This window comes from Streptomyces sp. NBC_01446, from assembly GCF_026340095.1.
GTDB lineage: Bacteria > Actinomycetota > Actinomycetes > Streptomycetales > Streptomycetaceae > Streptomyces > Streptomyces aureus.
In genome coordinates, this window is record NZ_JAPEPO010000001.1 from 3,369,099 (window position 1) to 3,389,440 (window position 20,342).

Here is a 20,342-nt window from a genome sequence, read left to right on the forward strand (position 1 = left end):
CCGCTCGCTCACGCCACCACGTCGGGGTCTCCCCCCGCCGACGCGGCCGTGTCACGGCAGCCGCGTCACTGTAGTGGCTGGTGAGACCCATGGGAATAGGGATTTCCCCGCTCCTCACGGCACTTGTCCGCGCGCGCCAGCAGCAGCTCCCGCTCCCGTTCGTTGCGCGTCAGCGACGCCGCCCGCTCGAACTCGGCCCGCGCCTCCTCACGCCGCCCGAGCCGATCGAGCAGGTCTCCGCGCACGCTCGGCAGCAAGTGGTAGTCGCGCAGCGCCGGTTCACCGGCCAGGGCGTCGACCAGGGCGAGGCCGGCCGCGGGGTCCTCGGCCATGGACACCGCCACCGCCCGGTTCAGCTCGACGACGGGGGAGGGCGCCCGGGCGGCGAGCAGCCCGTACAGGGTCGCGATCCCCTCCCAGTTCGTCTCCGCGTACGCGTGGGCGTGCGCATGGCTGGCGGCGATGGCGGCCTGGAGGGCGTACGGGCCGGGGCCGCCGCCGGTGGACACCGCGTCCGCGCGGCCGAGCGCCGCGAACCCGCGCCGGATCAGGAGCTGGTTCCAGCGCGTACGGTCCTGGTCCTTGAGGAGAACCGGCTCGCCCGAGGGGCCCGTACGGGCGGCCGAGCGCGAGGCCTGGAGCTCCAACAGAGCGGCCAGGCCGTGGACTTCGGGCTCCTTCGGCATCAGGGCTGCCAGCAGCCGGGCGAGCCGCAGGGCGTCCTCGCACAGGCCGGGGCGCAGATAGTCGTCACCCGCCGTGGCCGCGTACCCCTCGTTGAAGATGAGGTAGATGACCTCAAGGACCGAGCCGAGGCGGGCCGCTCGCTCGGGGCCGTAGGGCACTTCGAAGGCGACGTTCTTCGTGGCGAGCGTGCGTTTCGCGCGCACGATGCGCTGGGCGACCGTCGCCTCGGGGGCCAGGACCGCGCGGGCGATCTCGGCGGTGGTCAGGCCGCCGAGCAGCCGCAGCGTGAGCGCGACCCGGGCCTCGGCGGACAGGACCGGGTGGCAGGCCGTGAAGACGAGGCGGAGCAGGTCGTCGTCGATGTCGTCCGGGTCCGCTGGCTCATCCAGGTGGGGCGGCGCGGCCTCCAGGTCACGGCCGACCTCCGCCAGCTTGCGCGCGTAGCGCTCCTTGCGGCGCACGAGGTCGATCGCCCGGTGCTTGGCGGTGGCCGTGAGCCACGCGCCAGGGTTGTCGGGGATCCCCTCGTCCGGCCACTGCTCCAGGGCGGCGACGAGCGCGTCCTGCGCCAGTTCCTCCGCTATGCCCACGTCCCGGACGATGCGCGTGACACCGGCGATGATGCGGGGCGCCTCCAGGCGGAAGACGGTCTCGATGGCGTGGGCCGCTTCGGCAGTACGTTCTGCTGTCACGGCCCACCATCAGACACCCGCGCCCACGGGGCGGCCAAGGGCCTGTCCGGCGTGGCTCAGCCCTCGGCGATCTCCCGGATCTCGGAGGTGACCGTCCAGTGCTCCTCGTGGACCTTCAGGAACCGCTTGGTCCACTCCAGGATCTCGGCCCGGTCCTTTGCCTGGATGATCGCGTAGCCGCCGATGACCTCCTTGGACTCGGTGAACGGCCCGTCGGTGACGGTGATCTCGCCGTTCTCGTAGTGCAGGCGGGTGCCCTCGGACGACGGGTGCAGGCCCCCGGTGTCCAGCAGCACGCCGGCCTTGGTCATCTCCTCGATCAGCTCGCCCATGCGCTGCATCAGGGCCTCGCTGGGGCCCTCGGCGGGGGCCGTGCTCTCGTCGATACGGACCAGCGTCATGTAGCGCGGCATGGTGACTCCTCGTTCGGTGCGGTCGGGGCTTGTCCCCGCTCTCACTTACGCGTCGAACGGGAGACCGGCGAATCGACACGCGCGCCGTATTCACTTCGGGAATTTTCTCCGGCAGGTCGCAGCCCCGGGCGGATGTGTCCGCCCGGGGCTGCGACCTGCTGTGATGCCTACTCGACGGTGGTCTTCAGCGAGCGGGCCTGCGGCTGCGGCTGCGGCGCCACGGAGGCTGCCGGCCGCTCGGACTGCCGCGTCGTCGCCGTTCCCGCCGGAGCCACGCCCTTGTAGTACGGGAAGTAGTCCACGAGCGAGCTTCTCGCGCTGACCGCGGAACCGGCGGCCGCGAGTTCGGACGCCGACACCGAACCGGTGCCGCCGTACGCGATGACGTGCTGGAGACCGGCGGCCTGAGAGCGCAGATAGGTCGCGTCCGCGTCCGTCAGGGTCGTCTCGTCGGTCCACAGCACGGGCCCGTACCAGAGCTGCCCGGTGGCCGCGGAGACCCCGCCGCGCCAGCTGCCCGTCGAGGCGAGACCCACCTGGTGCGGCGAGGACCACCAGAACCTGGCCAGCGCCACCGAGGTCCCGTCGTGGCCGCTGCCCGAGACCGGGTAGTACGACCAGCGGTCGGGCCAGTGGGAGAACGCGGTGTGCGTGAGCGCGTACTTCGCCGACGCGCCGACCGGGATGACCATGGTCGTGTCCGGGTCGAGCGAGTTGAGGTACGACTTCACCGAGGATGTCAGCGAGTTGCCGTCGTTGAGGACGACGGTGCCCTTGCCGCCGTAGCCGAGCGCGCCCGCCGCCACCGAGGCCGCGATCGCCGAGTGGTAGTCCGTGCCGGTGGCGAGGAACACGTACTTGGGCGCGCCGGTGACCGCCTTCGCCACGGCCACCGACGTCGAGTAGCGCGAGGTGCCCGCCAGCCGCTTCGGGGTGAAACCGAGCGAGGTGACCTTGGTGGCGACCGCGCTGGAGAGGATGTCCGTGCCGCCGACGAGATAGACGGTCGAGCCGGGCTTGAGCGTGCGCTTCAGCTCGCTCTGGACCGCGGTCGACAGCGACGACTTCGGCGTCATCAGGACCGGGCCCTGCTTCTGGCCGCCGAGCGACTGGGCCGTGAGCGCGTAGGACGGGCTGTCCTGGCTGACCAGCACGGCCGTCCTGGCGTCGACGAGGCCAGGCTCGCTCTGTCCGACGCTGTTCCAGCTCCAGCGGGACACGGCGGCGTTGGTGCCCGGCGAGTCGGCGCCCCACACCCGCGCGGTGTCGTTGTGGCGCAGCGGCTGCCAGGCGATGTCCGTGGTGGACGAGGTGCTGGAGGGGTTCGGCATCGTCGTGACGTCGCCGCTCTTCACATCGACGATGCGGGTCGCCGACGCGTCTTCGTCGTAGCCGTTGTTGAACGCGATGCGCGTGCCGCTCGGCGACCAGGACGGGGTGTAGGCGGCGTCGCTGAAGGTGAGCTGGCGCTCGCCCGTACCGTCGACGCCGATGACGAAGAGCCTGGTCAGCCCGCCCGCTTCCCGCACGAAGGCGACCTGCGTGCCGTCGGGCGAGATCGCGGGGTCCTGGCCGACGTCGGTGAGCTTGGTGAAGCCGCCGGTGTTCGCGTCGTACAGCCAGATCGCGGAACCGGTCGTCGTACCGCAGGTGTCGCCCGTACGGACGAAGGCGATCAGGCCGTTCACCGAGGCGCTCGGCGCGCGGTCGCAGCCGTCCTCCGTTGTGGAGAACAGCGGCTGCCCGTAGCCGGAGCCGTCGGACGGCGCGTACCGCAGCCGGCCGTCGCCCGAGTAGACAACGGTGCCGCCGCCGTAGAGGAACGTCGGGTGGGCCACGCCGCGCACCGAGCTGTCGCGCTCAGGAATCTTCACCAAGGTGGAGCCCGTGTAGCGGCGCGTCTCGACCCTGCCGTCCTTCACGTACGCGACCCGGCTGCCGTCCGGCGACCACGCGGGCTCCGCCGCGCCGGCGAGGAAGTCGGTGTACGTGCTGGTGCCGAGCTCGTGCGTCTGCAGCACGTTCAGCGCGCCGTTGAGGAACATCAGCGTGCCGTCCGTGGCCTGCCACGTGACCGGCTCGGCGGCGGCCGCCCCCGGCGCCGCCATGCCCGCCGCCAGAGCGACGGTGGTGCCCAATGCCGCGAGCACGCGGCATCTGCGAATCTTCATGTGCCCCCACAAGAGTGTCCGAAGGACCGTCGTTCGTCTCCCCGACGCGGAACGGAAACCTCACGTTCCTGCACGACAGCTGCGTCACTGTAGCGGCGCAGGTGACCGGAAGGGAATGACTTTCCTTCACATGCCACCTACACGCCCCGTGCCAGGATCGCGCCCCATTCCGTTCGACCACAACGATCACTACCACCGCCTCCTGCTGCGCCACCTGCCCAGCGGCGGCCGTACCACCTTCGACGCCGGCTGCGGCACCGACCGCTTCGCACGGCGCCTGGCCGGCCGCGGTTACGAGGTCGACGCGCTCGACCCGTCGCCGCAGGTCGCGGCCGCGGCGGAGTCGATCGGCGGGGGTCCCCGCTACCGCCGCGCCGACGTGACGACGACGGACCTGCCGCGCGGCCACTACGACGTCATCACCTGCCTGGCGAGCCTGCACCACATGCCGTTCGCGACGGTGACCCGGCTGCGCGAGGCCCTCGCCCCGGGCGGCGTCCTGCTCGTCCTCGGCTGCTACGCGGGCATCACCCGGTGGGACCTGGTGGCCGTCCCCGCGAACGCGGTGGCCCGCGCCGCGGTCCATGTGAGCGAACGGCTGCGCGGCGCCGCACCGCCCCCGCTCCAGGCCCCCGTGCGCCAACCCGACATGTCCCTCACCGACATCCGCACCGAGGCCACCCGGCTCCTCCCCGGCAGCCAGGTGCGCCAACTCCTCTTCTGGCGCTACCTGTTGACGTACAACGCCTGACGCGTCACCGCAGTGAGGCCCACAGCTTCCCGGCCTCGGGCTCGTCGGCGACGACACGGTTGGGGTCGGACGGAGCCGGGAGCACCGGCATCATGACCGTCTTCACCTCATCCGCCGACAGCCCCTTCAAACTGCCCGCCAGGCTCTGGAGTTCACCGAGGGAGTCGAGGCCGGTGTCCGTCGTGAGGCTCCCCGTGAGGGCGTCGGCGACCTTGTAGAGGCGGGCCGGGTCCGTCAGGAGATCGCTGCCCGAGACCTTCTCCACCAGGGCCTTCACCAGCTGCTGCTGGAGTTTGATGCGCCCGAGGTCGCTCCCGTCGCCGACGCCGTGGCGGGTGCGGGCGAAAGCGAGGGCCTGCTTGCCGTCGAGGTGGTGGTAGCCCGCGTCGAGCTGGAGGTGGCTCAGGTCGTCGTCGATGTCCTCGGTCGTCGTGAGGTCCACGCCGCCGAGCGCGTCGACGACCGAGGCGAAGCCGGAGAAGTCGATCTCCAGATAGTGGTCCATGCGCACGCCGGTGAGCTTCTCGACCGTCTTCACCGCACAGACGGGACCGCCCAAGGAGTACGCGCTGTTGAACATGACGCCGTACGCGGCCTGCGTGCTGCCGCCGGACGAGGTCGGGCACGCGGGCCGCTCGACGAGGGTGTCGCGGGGGATGCTGACGACGGTCGCCGCCGAACGGTCGGCGTCCAGGTGCACCACCATCGCGGTGTCGGAGCGGGCGCCCTCGCTGTGGCCGCCGCCGAGCGCGGAGTTCTCGCTGCCGCTGCGCGAGTCGGAGCCGAGGACGAGGATGTTCAGCGCCCCGGCGGGCGGCGCGGTCGCCGAGGGCTCCGGCGTGGCCGGGGCCGGCTTCGGGGGCCGGTCGTCGCCGAGCGTGCTGTCGATGTCGACGCCCCGGATGTTGTGGTCCAGATGCCAGTACGCCCACGCGGCCCCGCCCCCGGTGAGGACGAGCACGCAACCGGCCACGACACCGGCCGTCTTCACCAAACGCCCACGACGGCGCTGTATTCGCTTCACAGGGCGAACATAAGTCGGAATTATTACAACGGTAAACCAGTCAGGCGCCGTTATTCGGGAATCTCAGGCGGTTCTCACGTCCCCGGACGATGCCGCCTCAGGCGGGAGCCACCGCCTCGAACCGCCACCGATGCACCGTCCGGGTCACCAACTCGCCCTCCGGTTCGGGCAGTTCGGGCAGCTCGTCGCCGTACGCCGCGTCCCACCAGGTGATGACGAGGACCCGGTCCTGCGGGGCACGGAAGAACTCGCGCCGCAGCGGCTCGGCCGCGAGGACCTGCCCCCGCGCCCAGGCGAGCAGCTCCTCGCCCCGCCCCTCGGCCGCCCGGGCCTCCCACATCAGCGCGACGGTCATGAGTACAGGTTGTCCTTCGCGGTCTCGTGCACGTGGTCGTGGTCGTGCGTGTGTCCCGGCACGTGAGTCTCCGTCACCGGCAGCGACGAGTCGGCCGACAGGTCCCAGGCGGACGCGGACCGGTTGCGCGCCACCATCTCGGCGCCGAGGGCCGCGACCATCGCGCCGTTGTCCGTGCACAGCTTGGGCCGCGGCACGCGCAGCCGGATCCCGGCCGCCTCGCACCGCTCCTGGGCGAGGGCCCGCAGCCGCGAGTTGGCGGCCACACCGCCACCGATCATGAGGTGGTCGACACCCTCGTCCTTGCAGGCGCGCACGGCCTTGCGGGTCAGCACGTCGACGACGGCCTCCTGGAAGGACGCCGACACATCGCGCACCGGAACGTCCTCACCTGCGGCCCGCTTCGCCTCGATCCAGCGCGCCACGGACGTCTTCAGCCCGGAGAAGGAGAAGTCGTACGCGGGGTCGCGCGGCCCGGTGAGCCCGCGCGGGAAGGCGATCGCATCGGGGTCGCCCTCCTTCGCGTACCGGTCGATGACGGGACCGCCGGGGAAGCCGAGGTTCAGCACCCGGGCGATCTTGTCGAAGGCCTCGCCCGCCGCGTCGTCGATGGTCGCGCCGAGGGGGCGCACGTCGGACGTGATGTCGGAGGAGAGCAGCAGCGACGAGTGCCCGCCCGAGACGAGCAGCGCCATCGTGGGCTCGGGCAGCGGCCCGTGCTCCAGCTGGTCGACGCAGATGTGCGAGGCGAGGTGGTTCACGCCGTAGAGCGGCTTGCCGAGCGCGTACGCGTACGCCTTGGCCGCCGAGACACCCACGAGGAGCGCGCCCGCGAGCCCCGGGCCCGCGGTGACGGAGATCCCGTCCAGGTCGGAGGCGGCGACCCCGGCGTCCTTCAGGGCGCGCTCGATGGTCGGCACCATGGCTTCCAGGTGTGCGCGCGAGGCGACCTCGGGGACGACGCCGCCGAAGCGGGCGTGCTCGTCGACGCTGGAGGCGACCGCGTCGGCGAGCAGTGTGTGGCCGCGGACGATGCCGACACCGGTCTCGTCGCAGGAGGTCTCGATGCCGAGGACGAGCGGTTCGTCAGCCATTTTCGGTTCCTTGTACGGGTGTCACTGAGGTCGAGGGGTCGGTCAGACGCATCACGAGCGCGTCCACGTTGCCCGGCTGGTAGTAGCCGCGGCGGAAGCCGATGGGCTCGAAGCCGAAGCGCTGGTAGAGCTTCTGCGCCCGGGTGTTGTCGACCCGCACCTCGAGCATCACTTCGGTGCACTCGAAGTCGGTCGCGTGGCGCAGCAGGACGGTGAGGAGCCGGGCGCCGAGCCCCGTGCCCCACTGGTCACGGGCGACGGCGATGGTCTGCACGTCGGCCCCCACGGCGGTGGCGTCGTCGGAGTCCGCGCCGGACGCGGCGAGGCCCGCGTACCCGACGAGCCGGTCGCCGTCGTGGGCGACGACATAGCGGCGGGTCGACCCGGCGCCGCGCGCGTGCGCGAGCTCGGACCAGAACATGCCGCGGGACCACGCGTCGTCCGGGAAGAGATCCTTCTCGAGCGCGTGCACGGATTCGATGTCCCACCAGCGCATCTCGCGCAGAGCAGCGCTCACTTCGGAGTGACCACCTTGTAGTTCTTGGGCACCTGCGCGTCGGGGCGGCGCAGATACAGAGGGCGTGGCGCCTGGAGCTCCTCGCCGGCGCCGAGCTTCTCGGCGGCGAGGGCGGCGAGGGCGGCCGCCGACACGTTCTCGGGGGCGCGCGCGTCCGGGAACGTGTCCGGGTACAGCACGGCACCGGCGCCGACCGCGGGAAGGCCCGCGACCTGCTCGGCGATGTCGGCGGGGCGGTCGACGGCGGGCTCGGTGACGCGGGTGCGCGCGTCCTCGTAACGCGCCCAGTAGACCTCCTTGCGCCGCGCGTCCGTGGCGACGACGAAGGGGCCGTCGACCTCGGCGGCGTAGGCGAGTCCGTCCAGCGTGCACAGACCGTGGACGGGCACACCGAGGGCGAGCCCGAAGGTGTCGGCCGTCATCAGGCCGACACGGAGGCCGGTGTAGGGGCCGGGGCCCACGCCGACGACGATGCCGGTGACGGCGTCGAGTCTGACGCCGGCCTCGGCGAGCACCCGGTCGACGGCGGGCAGCAGCAGCTCCCCGTGCCGGCGGGCGTCCACCTGGCTCGATGCGGCGACGACGGACGAGCCGTCGTGCAGGGCGACGGTGACGGCGGGGGTGGCGGTATCCAGCGCGAGCAAGAGCACGCAAACAGCCTACGGCTCCGGCGCCCCGCCCACGGCCGCCCCGGTGAGCCGCACGCCTGCTGCTACCGTCACCCCAAAGACGTACGGGCACGAGAGGTGGGCACACAGGTGGCACGGAGCAGCTCGGGATTCGTGGCCGGGCTCACCGCGGCGGCCCTCGCCGTGGTCGGCTTCCTCACCTACCAGGCGTCGGCCAGCGCGCCGGACAGCCTGGCCCCGCCGAAGACCGGGAAGACCCCCTCCGCGGCCGCCTCCCAGTCCCCCAAGGACAAGAAGGACCTGACCGCGGTACCCGCGCAGTCCGGCGCCGGTGCGCGGGTCGTCTACTCCGTGGGCGACCACCGGGTGTGGCTGATCTCGGGGGGCGGCAAGGCGCAGCGCACCTTCACGGTGACGCCGAGCACGGTGGACCCGCCGGTCGGCAAGTACCTGGTGACGTCGCGCTCGGCCTCGATCACCGGAAGCGACGGCGTACCGATCGAGCACGTGGTGCGGTTCGCGAATGTCGACGGCATCGCGATCGGCTTCAGCGCGGCGGTCGACGGCTCGATGCCGGAGCCGGACCCGGCCAAGAAGACGGGCGGCATCCGCGAGAAGCGGGCGGACGGCGACGCGATGTGGGACTTCGCGACGATCGGCAAGAAGATCGTCGTGGTCCAGTAGAACCCGTCATCTGACGCACGGCACAACAACCCTCACGCGGCGTCGCGACGCCCCTCACCGGCACAGGCGCCCGCGCCTTCGGTCTCCCCGTCCCCCACCTCGTCGGCAGGCGGAGTGGACACGGCCGAGGCGGCGGCACAGGACGCGAGCAGATCTCTCATGGACAGCCCCGAGGCGGCGATCCCGGACATGTCCCCGTGCCCCGGCATCACGCGGGGCTGCTGCGGCACGTCACGTTCTGAAGCCGACATGGACGCCTCCTGGGCTCCGGGGCAGCAAAGTTAGGTAGACCTAACCAGGACTGGTCTCCATGTGACCATGCCGAGCGCACGCCGCGCAACATTTTGCCGACGCCATGTCGGAACGTTCGGGTGAAGGTACGAGAGTCAGGCGGCCAGAGCCTCCAGGCCGGCGCCGGCCCAGCGCGCCCCGAGACCACGCAGCGTCACGGAGCGCACCTCGTCGTCCGTGTCCCCCGTGGCGCGGTGAATCACCACGTGGAGCCGGTCGTCTGCGAGGTCCTCGACCTTGCCGTCGCCCCACTCGACGACGACCACGGAGTCCGGCAGGGAGACGTCGAGGTCGAGGTCCTCCATCTCGTCGAGCCCGCCGCCGAGCCGGTACGCGTCCACATGCACCAGGGCGGGCCCGTCACCGAGGGGCGGGTGGACGCGGGCGATGACGAAGGTCGGAGAGGTCACGGCGCCCCGCACGCCGAGGCCCTCGCCGAGCCCGCGGGTCAGCGTGGTCTTGCCCGCGCCCAGCTCGCCGGTGAGCATGACGAGGTCGCCCGGGCGCAGCAGCTTGGCGAGGCGACGGCCCAAATCCCCCATATGGGTGGGCGAGTTGACGGTGATCGAGGCGGTGGTGGCGTCAGCTGCCGGGCTGTGCGGTGTCTCCATAACTTCCCACGGTAGCCCCTGCGGGAACGGCTCCCGTGCGCGAGAGCAGGTCGGCCAGCCGGTCGGTGACGGCCTCGGGGTGCTCCAGCATCACCAGGTGCCCGGCGTCGGGCACGAGCACCAGCTCGGCGTCGGGGAGCAGCCCCGCGATGGCCTCGCTGTGCTCACTGGGGGTGATGAGGTCCCGGTCGCCGGCCAGTACGAGGACGGGCAGCCGCGCGAACCGCTCGATGGCCTCGCTCTTCTCGTGCTCCTGGAAGGCGGGGTAGAACTCGGCGACGACGTCGATCGGCGTGCTCTCGATCATGCGCTCGGCGAAGCGGGCGACGGCGGGATCGACGTCACGTGAGGCGAACGAGTAGCGCTTGATGATGCCGGCGAACAGGTCGGCGGTCGCACGGCGCCCCTTCTCCACGAGGTCGGCGCGCTGGCCCAGGACCTTCAGGACGCCGGGGAGTACGCGGCGGACGACGTTGACGCCGACCACGGGCAGCCCGTAGCTGACCTCGCCGAGCTTGCCGGTGGAGGTCCCGACGAGGGCGACGCCGACGACGCGCTCGGCCACGACCTCGGGAAACTGGTCGGCGAACGCCATCACGGTCATGCCGCCCATGGAGTGCCCGACGAGGACGAGCGGCCCTTCGGGGGCGGCGGCGTCGATGACGGCCTTCAGATCGTGCCCGAGCTGGTCGATGGTGACGTCGGGCCCGCCGTCGGCCTGCTCGACCCCGCGCCCGGACCGCCCATGGCTGCGCTGATCCCAGTAGACGGAGCGCACCACGCCCCGCAGGGCGGCGCGCTGGAAATGCCAGGAGTCCTGGTTGAGGCAGTACCCGTGACTGAAGACCACGGTGACCGGCGCGGGGGCCTTACGGCCGAAAAGACGACGCCTGCGAGGACCCGCACCGCCCTCGGCCTCCACTTCCTCGACCTCGAAATAGAGCTCGGTGCCGTCCTCGGCACGGGCCCTGCCGGGGGTGCCGCGCAGGGACCCGTAGGGGCCGGAGGCATCCAGCGCGAGCCGCGCCTTTCTGCGCATGCCGCGGCCGACGGTGAGCCGCTCCACGGCGACACCGGCGGCGGCACCGGCCGCCACGACACCTATCGCGGCGCCGGCGAGCCCGGCCCGCCGCCAGCTCGCGACGGCCGCCGTAACCTCGGCGCTGCTCTCACTCACGTGCCGCTCCTCCGCCGTCCACATAGACGCGCGGAACACGCGCCCCGATCCGGGTGACGATCTCGTACGCGATGGTGCCGGCGGCCTGCGCCCAGTCCTCGGCGGTCGGCTCGCCCCGGTCACCGGGCCCGAACAGCACGGCCTCGTCCCCGGCCGCCGGCTCGTCGCCGCCGAGATCGACGACGAACTGGTCCATGGCGACGCGCCCGGCGACGGTACGCAGCTTGCCCCCGATGAGTACGGGCCCGGTCCCCGAGGCATGCCGGGGGATCCCGTCCCCGTACCCGAGGGGCACGAGCCCCAGGGTGGTCTCGCCGGGGGTGACGTAGTGATGCCCGTAGCTGACGCCGAGCCCGCCCGGGGCGTGCTTCACCAGGGCGAGCGAGGCGGACAGGGTCATGACGGGCCGCAGCCCGAAGTCCTCGGGCGTGCCGATCTCGGGGCTGGGCGAGATCCCGTACATGGCGATGCCGGGCCGCACCAGATCGAAATGGGTCTCAGGCAGAGTCAGGGTCCCCGGCGAATTGGCGATATGCCGCACCTCAGGCCGGACCCCGGCCCCCTCCGCGAAGGAGACCATCTCGCGAAAACGCTCCAACTGGGCGGCAATCGACGGATGCCCCGGCTCATCGGCACAGGCGAAGTGGGACCAGAGCCCCGTAACGACGACAAGCCCATCGCGCTCCGCGGCCACGGCAGAACGCACGAGCTCGGGCCAGTCACCGGGCAGACACCCATTACGTCCGAGCCCCGTATCGGCCTTCAACTGAATACGAGCGGCACGCCCCACCACCCGAGCGGCAGCGACGACCTCGTCCAAAGCCCACATGCCGCTCACGGACATGTCGAGATCGGCCTCGATGCCCTCGCGCCAGGGCCCGCCGGGCGTCCAGAGCCAGCACATGACGCGCCCCTCGATCCCCGCGGCACGCACCGCGAGAGCCTCCTCGGGCGTGGCCGTACCGATCCAGGCGGCACCGGCCTCCTGCGCGGCGCGCGCGCAGGGGATCATGCCGTGGCCGTAGGCATCAGCCTTGACCACAGCCATGAAGGCGGCCCCTGGCGCACGATCGCGCAGGGATCGCACATTGGCCCGCAGAGCGGCCAGATCGATCTCGGCCCGGGCACGGCCCACGGCAGGTGCTCTCTCAGTCATCGTGCGCCCAGTGTCTCAGAGCCCCCCGACACCCCCACGTGATCACCACCCGCCAAACCACGCACACCAGCCCAAATCACCAGGCCGGCAGCCGCACAGTCACCAAGACGGGAGGACGAATCCCACGGCCCGCCAGCCGCACAACCAACCAGGCGGAAGGACGAATCCCCCACCGCCCGCCAGCCGCACAGCCAACAGGAGGGGACGCACCGGGATGTGCGCGCGCAGCCACCTCCACCCCGTTACGGGCGCCTGGCCGGCCGGGGCCGACCCATAGAACAGCGAGCACGTACATCCCGGGGCGGCCCCGCCCCGAAGACGGCGAAGCGCCCCCACGGAGCGAAGCGGCGCCCCCACGCAGCGAAGCGGAAGACCACCGCCCTACAACCCGTGCCGAACATCCCCCCAGGCCCCAGCAATCCCACCAGCCACATCCTGAGCAACGACAGGCGCCCCACCAGACACACGCCGAGCAGCAAGCCCATGCAGATAGGCCCCCACGGACCCGGCATCGAGCGCTCCGAGCCCGGCGGCGAGCAGCGACCCGCAGAGCCCGGACAACACGTCACCACTCCCCGCGGTGGCCAGCCAGGCGGTACCTGTGGAATTGACCCGAGCCAAGCGCCCGGCACCCTCCCCCGGCCCCCCGGCAACCAAGGTGGTGGACCCCTTCAAGAGCACGGTGGCGGAGAACCGGTCAGCCAACTCCCGCACAGCCGCGAGCCGCTCCGCCTCCACCTCCTCCCGGGCAACCCCCAACAACGCGGCGGCCTCCCCCGCATGAGGCGTGAGCAACGTAGGCGCGGCCCGCCCCCGAACGGCCTCAGGATCGGCGAGCCGCAGCCCATCGGCGTCGATCAGAACGGGCACCTCCGCACCCAGGACATCCGCGAGCCCGGAGGCGTCGTCACCAAGTCCGGGCCCGGCCACCCACGCCTGCACCCGCCCCGCCTTCCCCGGCGCGCCTTCGGACACCAGGGTCTCGGGGAACCGCGAGACGACGGCGCCGGCCGCAGGCCCGACGTAACGAACGGCCCCGGCCCCACCCCGCAGAGCTCCGGCGACGGCAAGCACGGCGGCACCGGGATACCGGGCGGACCCGGCGACGATGCCCACGACACCACGCCGGTACTTGTCGCTCTCCCCGGTGGGTTCAGGCAGCAGCCGGGCCACGTCACCGTGCTGAAGGGCCTCCAAATCGCCCTCGCCGCGCCCCGGTTCAAGCCCGATGTCGACGAGCCGAACGGCACCGGCGTACTCCCGCCCGGGATCCACGAGAAGCCCGGGCTTGTACGCACCGAAGGTGACGGTCACATCGGCGCGGACGGCCTCCCCGGCGATCTGCCCGGTATCGGCGTCGACGCCACTGGGCAAATCCACGGAGACGACAACGGCACGGGACTCCAGGGCGGCACGGACAACGGGCAGGGCGGCCGCGCGAAGCCCGCCCCGCCCCCCGATGCCCACGATCCCGTCGACGACGAGATCGGCGCCGGCAAGAGCGCGCTCACCGGATTCGGCGACGCGCCCCCCGGCGGAGAGGAACGCGGCAAGCCCGGCACGGTGCACACGCTCGGAGTCCAGGAGCACGGCGGTGACCCCGGCGCCACGACGGGCGAGCCGGGCGCCGGCGTAGAGGGCGTCACCCCCGTTGTCCCCGGATCCGACGAGGAGCACGACGCGGGCCCCGTACACCTTGCCGAGGAGTTCGGCGCAGACGACGGCGAGCCCGGAGGCGGCCCGCTGCATCAGGGCGCCTTCGGGAAGTCGCGCCATGAGGGCGCGCTCGGCGGTCCGTACGGTGTCGACGCTGTAGGCGGTACGCATAGGACCGAGTCTCCCGCACAGTGGAACACCTCGCCCCCGGCCGAAGCCAAGCCAGAACCGGCGAGAGACCGAAGCCCCCAGCCCCAGCCCCTACCCCTGAGCCCCTACCCCTCAGCGATCACGACCGCCGACGCAACCCCGGCATCATGGCTGAGCGACACATGCCACGACCGCACACCCATCTCCGCGGCACGCGCGGCGACGGTCCCGGTGACCCGGAGTCGCGGCTGCCCACTCTCCTCGACACAGACCTCCGCATCGGTCCACCGCAACCCGGCCGGCGCGCCCAGCGCCTTGGCCAGCGCCTCCTTGGCGGCGAACCGGGCAGCCAGCGAGGCGACACCGCGCCGCTCCCCGCTGGGAAGCAGCAACTCCCGATCGCAGAAGAGCCGTTCGGCCATTCCGGGCGTACGCGCGAGGGACGCCTCGAACCGCTCGATCTCGGCGACGTCGATCCCGACCCCAATAATCAAATCCAGCCCCTAGTAATGAGATCCAGCCCCTCACTCCACCGTCACGGACTTGGCGAGGTTGCGAGGCTGGTCGACCTCGTTCCCCCGGGCCGTGGCCAGCTCGCAAGCAAACACCTGCAACGGCACCGCCGCAACCAGCGGCTGAAGGAGCGTAGGGGTGGCAGGGATCCGTACGAGATGGTCGGCGTAGGGGACGACCGCCTCGTCACCCTCCTCGGCGATCACGATGGTGCGCGCCCCGCGGGCCCGGATCTCCTGGATATTGGACACGATCTTGTCGTGGAGGACGGACCGCCCCTTGGGCGACGGCACGATGACCACGACAGGCACGTCGTCCTCGATCAACGCGATGGGCCCGTGCTTGAGTTCACCGGCGGCGAAGCCCTCCGCGTGCATATAGGCGAGCTCCTTGAGCTTCAGGGCGCCTTCAAGGGCGACGGGATACCCCACGTGCCGCCCCAGGAAGAGCACGGTCCGCTTGTCGGAGAGCGAACGGGCCAGCGTCCGCACGGGCTCCATGGTCTCCAGAACGCGCTCGACCTCACCGGAGATGTCGGCCAGGTCCCGGATCACCGCGCGGATCTCGTCCCCCCACTTCGTGCCGCGCACCTGCCCCAGGTACAGGGCCACGAGATAGCAGGCGACGAGCTGTGTGAGGAACGCCTTGGTGGAGGCGACGGCGACCTCGGGCCCGGCGTGCGTGTAGAGAACGGCGTCGGACTCGCGGGGAATGGTCGACCCGTTCGTGTTGCAGATGGCTAGGACGGTCGCGCCCTGGTCGCGGGCGTGCCGCAGCGCCATCAGCGTGTCCATGGTCTCGCCCGACTGCGAGATGGCGATGACGAGCGAGCGCCCGCCGAGAATGGGATCCCGGTACCGGAACTCACTTGCGAGCTCCACCTCGCAAGGGATCCGGGTCCAGTGCTCGATGGCGTACTTGGCGATGAGACCGGCGTGGAACGCGGTCCCGCACGCCACGATCACGACCTTGTCGACTTCCTTCAACACGGCTGCGGGGATACGGAGTTCGTCGAGCGTCAGCGCCCCGTCGACGCCGATGCGCCCGAGCAGTGTGTCGGCGACCGCCTTCGGCTGCTCGGCGATCTCCTTGAGCATGAAGTAGTCGTAGCCGCCCTTCTCGGCGGCGGAGGCGTCCCAGTCGACGTGGTACGACCGCACCTCGGCCGGCCGCCCGTCGAAGTCGGTGACGGTCACCCCGTCCCCTACGCCGTCCCGCCGCAGCTCGACGACCTGGTCCTGGCCCAGTTCGATCGCGGAGCGCGTATGGGCGATGAAGGCGGCGACGTCGGAGGCGAGGAACGCCTCGTCCTCCCCCACGCCGACGACAAGAGGCGAGTTGCGCCGGGCGCCCACGACGACGTCGGGCTCGTCGGCGTGCACGGCGACCAGCGTGAACGCCCCTTCGAGACGCCGGCAGACGAGGCGCATGGCCTCGGCGAGGCCGGCGCACCCGGAGAACTCCTCGGCGAGCAGATGCGCGACGACCTCGGTGTCGGTCTCGGACTCCAGGACGTGCCCGCGCTCGGCGAGCTCGGCGCGCAGCTCGGCGAAGTTCTCGATGATGCCGTTGTGCACGACGGCGACGCGGCCGGCGTTGTCGAGGTGCGGATGCGCGTTCACATCGGTCGGGCCGCCGTGGGTGGCCCAGCGGGTGTGGCCGATGCCCGTGGCCCCGGCCGGCAGCGGCCGCTCCACGAGCTCCTTCTCCAGGTTGGCGAGCTTGCCCGCCTTCCTGGCCGAGGCGAGGCCGCCATCGGCGAGCACCGCGACCCCGGCCGAGTCGTACCCCCGGTATTCGAGCCGCTTCAGTCCGGCGAGCACGACGTCGAGCGCCGACTGAGATCCGACGTATCCCACGATTCCGCACATAGCGGCAGCCTAAGGCCGCGCGGTCAGCAGCCCCAGACGATCCGGTCCCGCGCGTCCTCGAGGAGACGCAGATACTCCACTTCCTCGCAGCGCGGCTTGCTGCCCATCTCGTAGAGGTCGAGACAGTCGTCGAGATCGTCGCGCAGGTCCTCGTCGGGCAGGTCGAGGGCGAGCTCGCTGCGCACGTGCCCGGCGAAGTCGTCCTCGACGGGTCCGGGTCTGCGCCGGACGAGGTCACGCAAACGGGGCACGGCCATGACGGTTCCCTCCCACCCGGACGGCGCGGCTCGGCGCCGGGTGCCGGGAACGTATCCCCGTTCCCCCGCCCGGTCCAGACCTGCGACCGCAGAACTCCCGGAATCGAGCACGTATCAGGCACGCATCAGGCACGCGCCATGCACGAAAACCCCACTCCGACGCACCCCGCCGACCGCAAGGTGACGCACCCCACCCCCCACCCCGTCCACACAGCCGTAACAATGGACTGTGATCTCTTCGGTCTCCGTGCCCCCGACGGCACCCCGGAGCGCCCACCGGCACAAGCCGGAGGCGACTCCCTACGTCGACCTCACCCGCACCGAGTGGAGCGCGCTGCGCAACAAGACGCCGCTCCCCCTCACCGCCGATGAGCTGGAGAAACTGCGCGGCCTGGGCGATGTCATCGACCTGGACGAGGTCCGGGACATCTACCTCCCACTCTCGCGCCTCCTCAACCTGTACGTCGGCGCCACCGACACCCTGCGCGGCGCCCTCAACACCTTCCTCGGCGAGACCGTCGAGAAGGCGTCCCAGTCGGGCACGCCCTTCGTCATAGGGGTCGCCGGTTCGGTGGCGGTGGGCAAGTCGACCGTCGCCCGCCTCCTCCAGGCGCTGCTGTCCCGCTGGCCCGAGCACCCGCGCGTGGAACTGGTCACCACGGACGGCTTCCTGCTGCCGACGAAGGAGCTGGAGCGGCGCGGCCTGATGTCGCGCAAGGGCTTCCCCGAGTCGTACGACCGCCGCGCCCTGACCCGCTTCGTCGCCGACATCAAGGCGGGCAAGGACGAGGTGTCGGCGCCCGTCTACTCCCACCTGATCTACGACATCGTGCCCGGCCAGAAGCTCACGGTCCGCCGCCCCGACATCCTCATCGTCGAGGGCCTGAACGTGCTCCAGCCGGCCATGCCCGGCAAGGACGGCCGCACCCGCGTCGGCCTCGCCGACTACTTCGACTTCAGCGTGTACGTGGACGCGCGCGCCGAGGACATCGAGAGCTGGTACCTCAACCGGTTCAAGAAGCTCCGCCAGACGGCCTTCCAGAACCCGTCCTCGTACTTCCGCAAGTACACGCAGGTCTCCGAGGAGGAGGCACTCGACTACGCGCGGACGACCTGGCGGACCATCAACAAGCCGAACCTGCTGGAGAATGTGGCGCCCACGCGCGGCCGCGCGACGCTCGTCGTGCGCAAGGGCCCCGACCACAAGGTGCAGCGGCTGAGCCTGCGGAAGCTGTAGAAAACCGGAAAGCTACGCTTCGCGCATGCTGCACCTGCGACTGATCACCCCGGCCGACAAGACCGACGCGGTGGCCCGCCTGATCGAGAGGACCGTCGGCACCACACATCTCGTGGTGATGCCGGGCGCGGCCCGCGACCCGAAGGGCGACGTCGTGATGTGCGACGTCGCCCGGGAGGCCGGCGACGAGCTGATCAGCGGGCTGCGCGGCCTCCACATCGACACGACGGGCTCGATCGCGGTTGAGAACATCGACCTGTCGCTGTCGAGGCTGGCCGACAGGGCGGAGGACGAGGCACCGGGCGAGGGCGCGGACGCGGTCCTGTGGGAAGCGCTGACGGACGCGACGCACGAGGAGTCGACGCTCAACGTCACCTACGTGGCGTTCCTCGCCGTCGCGACGATGCTCGCGGCCTGCGGTGTGATGCTGGACAACGCGATCCTGATCGTCGGCGCGATGGCCGTCGGCCCCGAGTTCGGGCCGCTCGCCGGGATCTCCACGGCGCTGGTGCAGCGCGCCCCGCGCCTGGTGTGGCGCTCGCTGTGGGCACTGCTCGCGGGGTTCGCCGCCGCGATGCTCCTGACGGCCGGGTTCAGCTGGCTGCTGGACACGTTCGGCCTGTTCACCCGCTCGATGATCGAGGCGGACCGGCCGAACACGTCGTTCATCTGGAAGCCGGACTGGATGTCGTTCGTCGTGGCGTTCCTCGCGGGCATCGCCGGGACGCTGTCCCTCACGTCGGCGAAGTCGGGCGCCCTGATCGGTGTCGCCATCTCGGTGACGACGGTCCCGGCTGCGGCGAACGCGGCGGTGGCGTTCGCGTACAGCGACTACGCCCAGACGTGGGGCTCGACCGCCCAGCTCCTCGCGAACCTCGGCGGCATCGTCCTGGCGGGCACGCTCACGCTGCTCGCCCAGAAGTGGTTCTGGGCGACACAGCGCAAGCGTGCCGCTCCCGCGGCCGGACGGGCCTGACGCAGCGAACTGCCTCAGCCGAGCGTGGACTTGACGACATCGGCGAGGCGACCCGCGATCGAGCGGGCCTGCTCGATGTCGGCGGCCTCGACCATGACGCGGACCAGCGGCTCCGTGCCGGAGGAACGCAGCAGCACCCGGCCCGTCGCGCCCAGCTCCCGCTCGGCGTCGGTGACGGCGGCGGCCAGCTCGGCGGACGTCGTGACGCGGGACTTGTCGACGTCGCGCACATTGACCAGGACCTGCGGCAGGCGCTCCATGACGGAGGCGAGGTCCTGGAGGGTGCGGCCGGTCTGGGCGACGCGGGCCGCGAGCAGCAGACCCGTGAGCGTGCCGTCGCCGGTCGTCGCGTGGTCGAGGATGATCACGTGCCCGGACTGCTCGCCGCCGAGCGCGTACCCGTGCTCCTTCATCGACTCCAGGACGTACCGGTCGCCGACGCCGGTCGCCACGAACTCGATGCCCTCGCTCTCCATGGCCAGCTTGAAGCCGAGGTTCGACATGACGGTCGCGACAACGGTGTCCTGGCGCAGGGCGCCGTGCTCCCGCATCGAAAGGGCGAGCACGGCGAGGATCTGGTCCCCGTCGATCTCGGCGCCCGTGTGGTCGACGGCCAGGCAGCGGTCGGCGTCACCGTCGTGCGCGATGCCGAGGTCGGCGCCGTGCTCGACGACGGCGGCCTTCAGCAGGTCGAGGTGGGTGGATCCGCAGCCGTCGTTGATGTTCAGGCCGTCCGGATCGGCGCCGATCGTGATGATCTCGGCACCGGCCCGCGCGAACGCCTCGGGCGAGACCCGCGCCGCCGCGCCGTGCGCCTCGTCCAGGACGATCCGCAGGCCATCGAGGCGGTTGGGCAGCACACCGATGAGGTGGGCGACGTACTGCTCGGCACCCTCGGCGTACGAGTTCACGCGGCCGACGCCGGCACCGGTCGGGCGGTCCCACGGCGCACCGGTGCGGTGCTGCTCGTAGACCTGCTCGATACGGTCCTCCAGCTCGTCGGGGAGCTTGTGGCCGCCGCGCGCGAAGAACTTGATGCCGTTGTCCGGCATCGCGTTGTGGCTGGCGGACAGCATCACGCCGAGGTCGGCGCCCAGCGCACCGGTGAGATGCGCCACCGCGGGGGTGGGCAGCACGCCGACCCGCAGGACGTCGACGCCCGCGCTGGCCAGACCCGCGACGACCGCGGCCTCCAGGAACTCGCCCGAAGCCCGTGGGTCACGACCGACCACGGCCACCGGACGGTGCCCCTCGAACGTCCCCGCCTCGCCGAGCACATGAGCCGCCGCCACGGAGAGTCCGAGCGCGAGCTCGGCCGTCAGATCCGCGTTGGCGACACCTCGTACGCCGTCCGTGCCGAACAGTCGTCCCACTGGTGTCCTCCGAACTATCGCAATTCTCGAAGAAGCGTCGGAAATCATCCGAGCATG

21 protein-coding genes are annotated in these 20,342 nt (G+C 71.4%); 4 read left to right on the plus strand and 17 right to left on the minus strand.

Going from position 1 to position 20,342, the window contains the following annotated elements; translation table 11 throughout:
• Nucleotides 1–65: 65 nt before the first annotated feature.
• From OG456_RS14875 to OG456_RS14885, 3 genes are all read right to left on the minus strand, one after another.
• A complete protein-coding gene (locus OG456_RS14875) occupies nucleotides 66–1,379 on the minus strand; it encodes an RNA polymerase sigma factor (RefSeq protein WP_266561127.1) in 1,314 nt (437 codons plus the stop codon).
• 56 nt (nucleotides 1,380–1,435) lie between these two features.
• The gene (locus tag OG456_RS14880; RefSeq protein ID WP_266561129.1) at nucleotides 1,436–1,792 is read right to left on the minus strand and encodes a YciI family protein; all 357 of its coding nucleotides are present in this window, start codon (nucleotides 1,790–1,792) and stop codon (nucleotides 1,436–1,438) included.
• A gap of 167 nt (nucleotides 1,793–1,959) precedes the next feature.
• Nucleotides 1,960–3,963 carry a cell wall-binding repeat-containing protein gene (locus OG456_RS14885; protein WP_266561131.1) on the minus strand — a complete coding sequence of 668 codons (2,004 nt, stop codon included), beginning with the start codon at nucleotides 3,961–3,963 and terminating at the stop codon, nucleotides 1,960–1,962.
• A 130-nt stretch (nucleotides 3,964–4,093) separates the two neighbouring features.
• Here OG456_RS14885 and OG456_RS14890 point away from each other — a divergent pair, with 130 nt between their 5' ends.
• The gene (locus OG456_RS14890) at nucleotides 4,094–4,714 is read left to right on the plus strand and encodes a class I SAM-dependent methyltransferase (protein WP_323136330.1); all 621 of its coding nucleotides are present in this window, start codon (nucleotides 4,094–4,096) and stop codon (nucleotides 4,712–4,714) included.
• Between the two features lie 4 nt (nucleotides 4,715–4,718).
• On the opposite strand, the gene OG456_RS14895 is transcribed toward OG456_RS14890, so the two are convergent.
• The 5 genes from OG456_RS14895 to tsaB all read right to left on the minus strand — a co-directional run bounded on the left by OG456_RS14895 (nucleotide 4,719) and on the right by tsaB (nucleotide 8,354).
• Nucleotides 4,719–5,705: an LCP family protein gene (locus OG456_RS14895; protein ID WP_266569255.1), complete on the minus strand. Its 987-nt coding sequence runs from the start codon at nucleotides 5,703–5,705 to the stop codon at nucleotides 4,719–4,721.
• Between the two features lie 130 nt (nucleotides 5,706–5,835).
• The gene (locus tag OG456_RS14900) at nucleotides 5,836–6,093 is read right to left on the minus strand and encodes a hypothetical protein (protein WP_266561133.1); all 258 of its coding nucleotides are present in this window, start codon (nucleotides 6,091–6,093) and stop codon (nucleotides 5,836–5,838) included.
• The gene (gene tsaD / locus OG456_RS14905; RefSeq protein ID WP_266561134.1) at nucleotides 6,090–7,187 is read right to left on the minus strand and encodes a tRNA (adenosine(37)-N6)-threonylcarbamoyltransferase complex transferase subunit TsaD; all 1,098 of its coding nucleotides are present in this window, start codon (nucleotides 7,185–7,187) and stop codon (nucleotides 6,090–6,092) included. Before tsaD ends, OG456_RS14900 begins: the two co-directional genes overlap by 4 nt.
• The gene (gene rimI / locus OG456_RS14910) at nucleotides 7,180–7,683 is read right to left on the minus strand and encodes a ribosomal protein S18-alanine N-acetyltransferase (RefSeq protein WP_266569257.1); all 504 of its coding nucleotides are present in this window, start codon (nucleotides 7,681–7,683) and stop codon (nucleotides 7,180–7,182) included. Before rimI ends, tsaD begins: the two co-directional genes overlap by 8 nt.
• A 17-nt stretch (nucleotides 7,684–7,700) precedes the next feature.
• Entirely contained in the window at nucleotides 7,701–8,354 is a 654-nt protein-coding gene (gene tsaB, locus OG456_RS14915) for a tRNA (adenosine(37)-N6)-threonylcarbamoyltransferase complex dimerization subunit type 1 TsaB (protein WP_266561136.1), read from the minus strand.
• Nucleotides 8,355–8,462: 108 nt separating this feature from the next.
• On the opposite strand from tsaB, the gene OG456_RS14920 reads away from it, so the two are divergent.
• The gene (locus tag OG456_RS14920) at nucleotides 8,463–9,017 is read left to right on the plus strand and encodes a hypothetical protein (RefSeq protein ID WP_266561138.1); all 555 of its coding nucleotides are present in this window, start codon (nucleotides 8,463–8,465) and stop codon (nucleotides 9,015–9,017) included.
• A 32-nt stretch (nucleotides 9,018–9,049) separates the two neighbouring features.
• Here the strand turns inward: OG456_RS14920 and OG456_RS14925 are convergent, their stop codons facing one another.
• From OG456_RS14925 to OG456_RS14960, 8 genes are all read right to left on the minus strand, one after another.
• Complete coding sequence (locus OG456_RS14925; RefSeq protein WP_266569567.1) at nucleotides 9,050–9,268, minus strand: hypothetical protein; 219 nt, start codon at nucleotides 9,266–9,268, stop codon at nucleotides 9,050–9,052.
• A gap of 135 nt (nucleotides 9,269–9,403) precedes the next feature.
• The gene (gene tsaE / locus OG456_RS14930; RefSeq protein WP_266561140.1) at nucleotides 9,404–9,919 is read right to left on the minus strand and encodes a tRNA (adenosine(37)-N6)-threonylcarbamoyltransferase complex ATPase subunit type 1 TsaE; all 516 of its coding nucleotides are present in this window, start codon (nucleotides 9,917–9,919) and stop codon (nucleotides 9,404–9,406) included.
• On the minus strand, nucleotides 9,891–11,096 hold the full coding sequence (locus tag OG456_RS14935; protein ID WP_266561142.1) for an alpha/beta fold hydrolase: 1,206 nt from the start codon (nucleotides 11,094–11,096) through the stop codon (nucleotides 9,891–9,893). The genes tsaE and OG456_RS14935 overlap by 29 nt, the downstream gene beginning before the upstream one ends.
• The gene (gene alr, locus OG456_RS14940) at nucleotides 11,089–12,252 is read right to left on the minus strand and encodes an alanine racemase (RefSeq protein ID WP_266561144.1); all 1,164 of its coding nucleotides are present in this window, start codon (nucleotides 12,250–12,252) and stop codon (nucleotides 11,089–11,091) included. Before alr ends, OG456_RS14935 begins: the two co-directional genes overlap by 8 nt.
• Before the next feature lie 381 nt (nucleotides 12,253–12,633).
• Nucleotides 12,634–14,079 (minus strand): NAD(P)H-hydrate dehydratase, encoded by a 1,446-nt coding sequence (locus OG456_RS14945; RefSeq protein WP_266561146.1) that lies wholly within the window; start codon nucleotides 14,077–14,079, stop codon nucleotides 12,634–12,636.
• Between the two features lie 104 nt (nucleotides 14,080–14,183).
• On the minus strand, nucleotides 14,184–14,552 hold the full coding sequence (locus tag OG456_RS14950) for a holo-ACP synthase (protein WP_116511020.1): 369 nt from the start codon (nucleotides 14,550–14,552) through the stop codon (nucleotides 14,184–14,186).
• A 30-nt stretch (nucleotides 14,553–14,582) separates the two neighbouring features.
• Entirely contained in the window at nucleotides 14,583–16,442 is a 1,860-nt protein-coding gene (glmS, locus tag OG456_RS14955; RefSeq protein ID WP_266561149.1) for a glutamine--fructose-6-phosphate transaminase (isomerizing), read from the minus strand.
• A 23-nt stretch (nucleotides 16,443–16,465) separates the two neighbouring features.
• Nucleotides 16,466–16,699 carry a hypothetical protein gene (locus tag OG456_RS14960; RefSeq protein WP_116511024.1) on the minus strand — a complete coding sequence of 78 codons (234 nt, stop codon included), beginning with the start codon at nucleotides 16,697–16,699 and terminating at the stop codon, nucleotides 16,466–16,468.
• A 247-nt stretch (nucleotides 16,700–16,946) separates the two neighbouring features.
• Between OG456_RS14960 and coaA the strand changes: the two genes are divergently transcribed.
• Entirely contained in the window at nucleotides 16,947–17,936 is a 990-nt protein-coding gene (coaA, locus tag OG456_RS14965; protein ID WP_100594970.1) for a type I pantothenate kinase, read from the plus strand.
• Nucleotides 17,937–17,961: 25 nt separating this feature from the next.
• Nucleotides 17,962–18,912: a DUF389 domain-containing protein gene (locus OG456_RS14970; protein ID WP_266561152.1), complete on the plus strand. Its 951-nt coding sequence runs from the start codon at nucleotides 17,962–17,964 to the stop codon at nucleotides 18,910–18,912.
• A gap of 14 nt (nucleotides 18,913–18,926) precedes the next feature.
• Here the strand turns inward: OG456_RS14970 and glmM are convergent, their stop codons facing one another.
• A complete protein-coding gene (glmM, locus tag OG456_RS14975; protein ID WP_266561153.1) occupies nucleotides 18,927–20,285 on the minus strand; it encodes a phosphoglucosamine mutase in 1,359 nt (452 codons plus the stop codon).
• Between the last annotated feature and the right edge of the window lie 57 nt (nucleotides 20,286–20,342).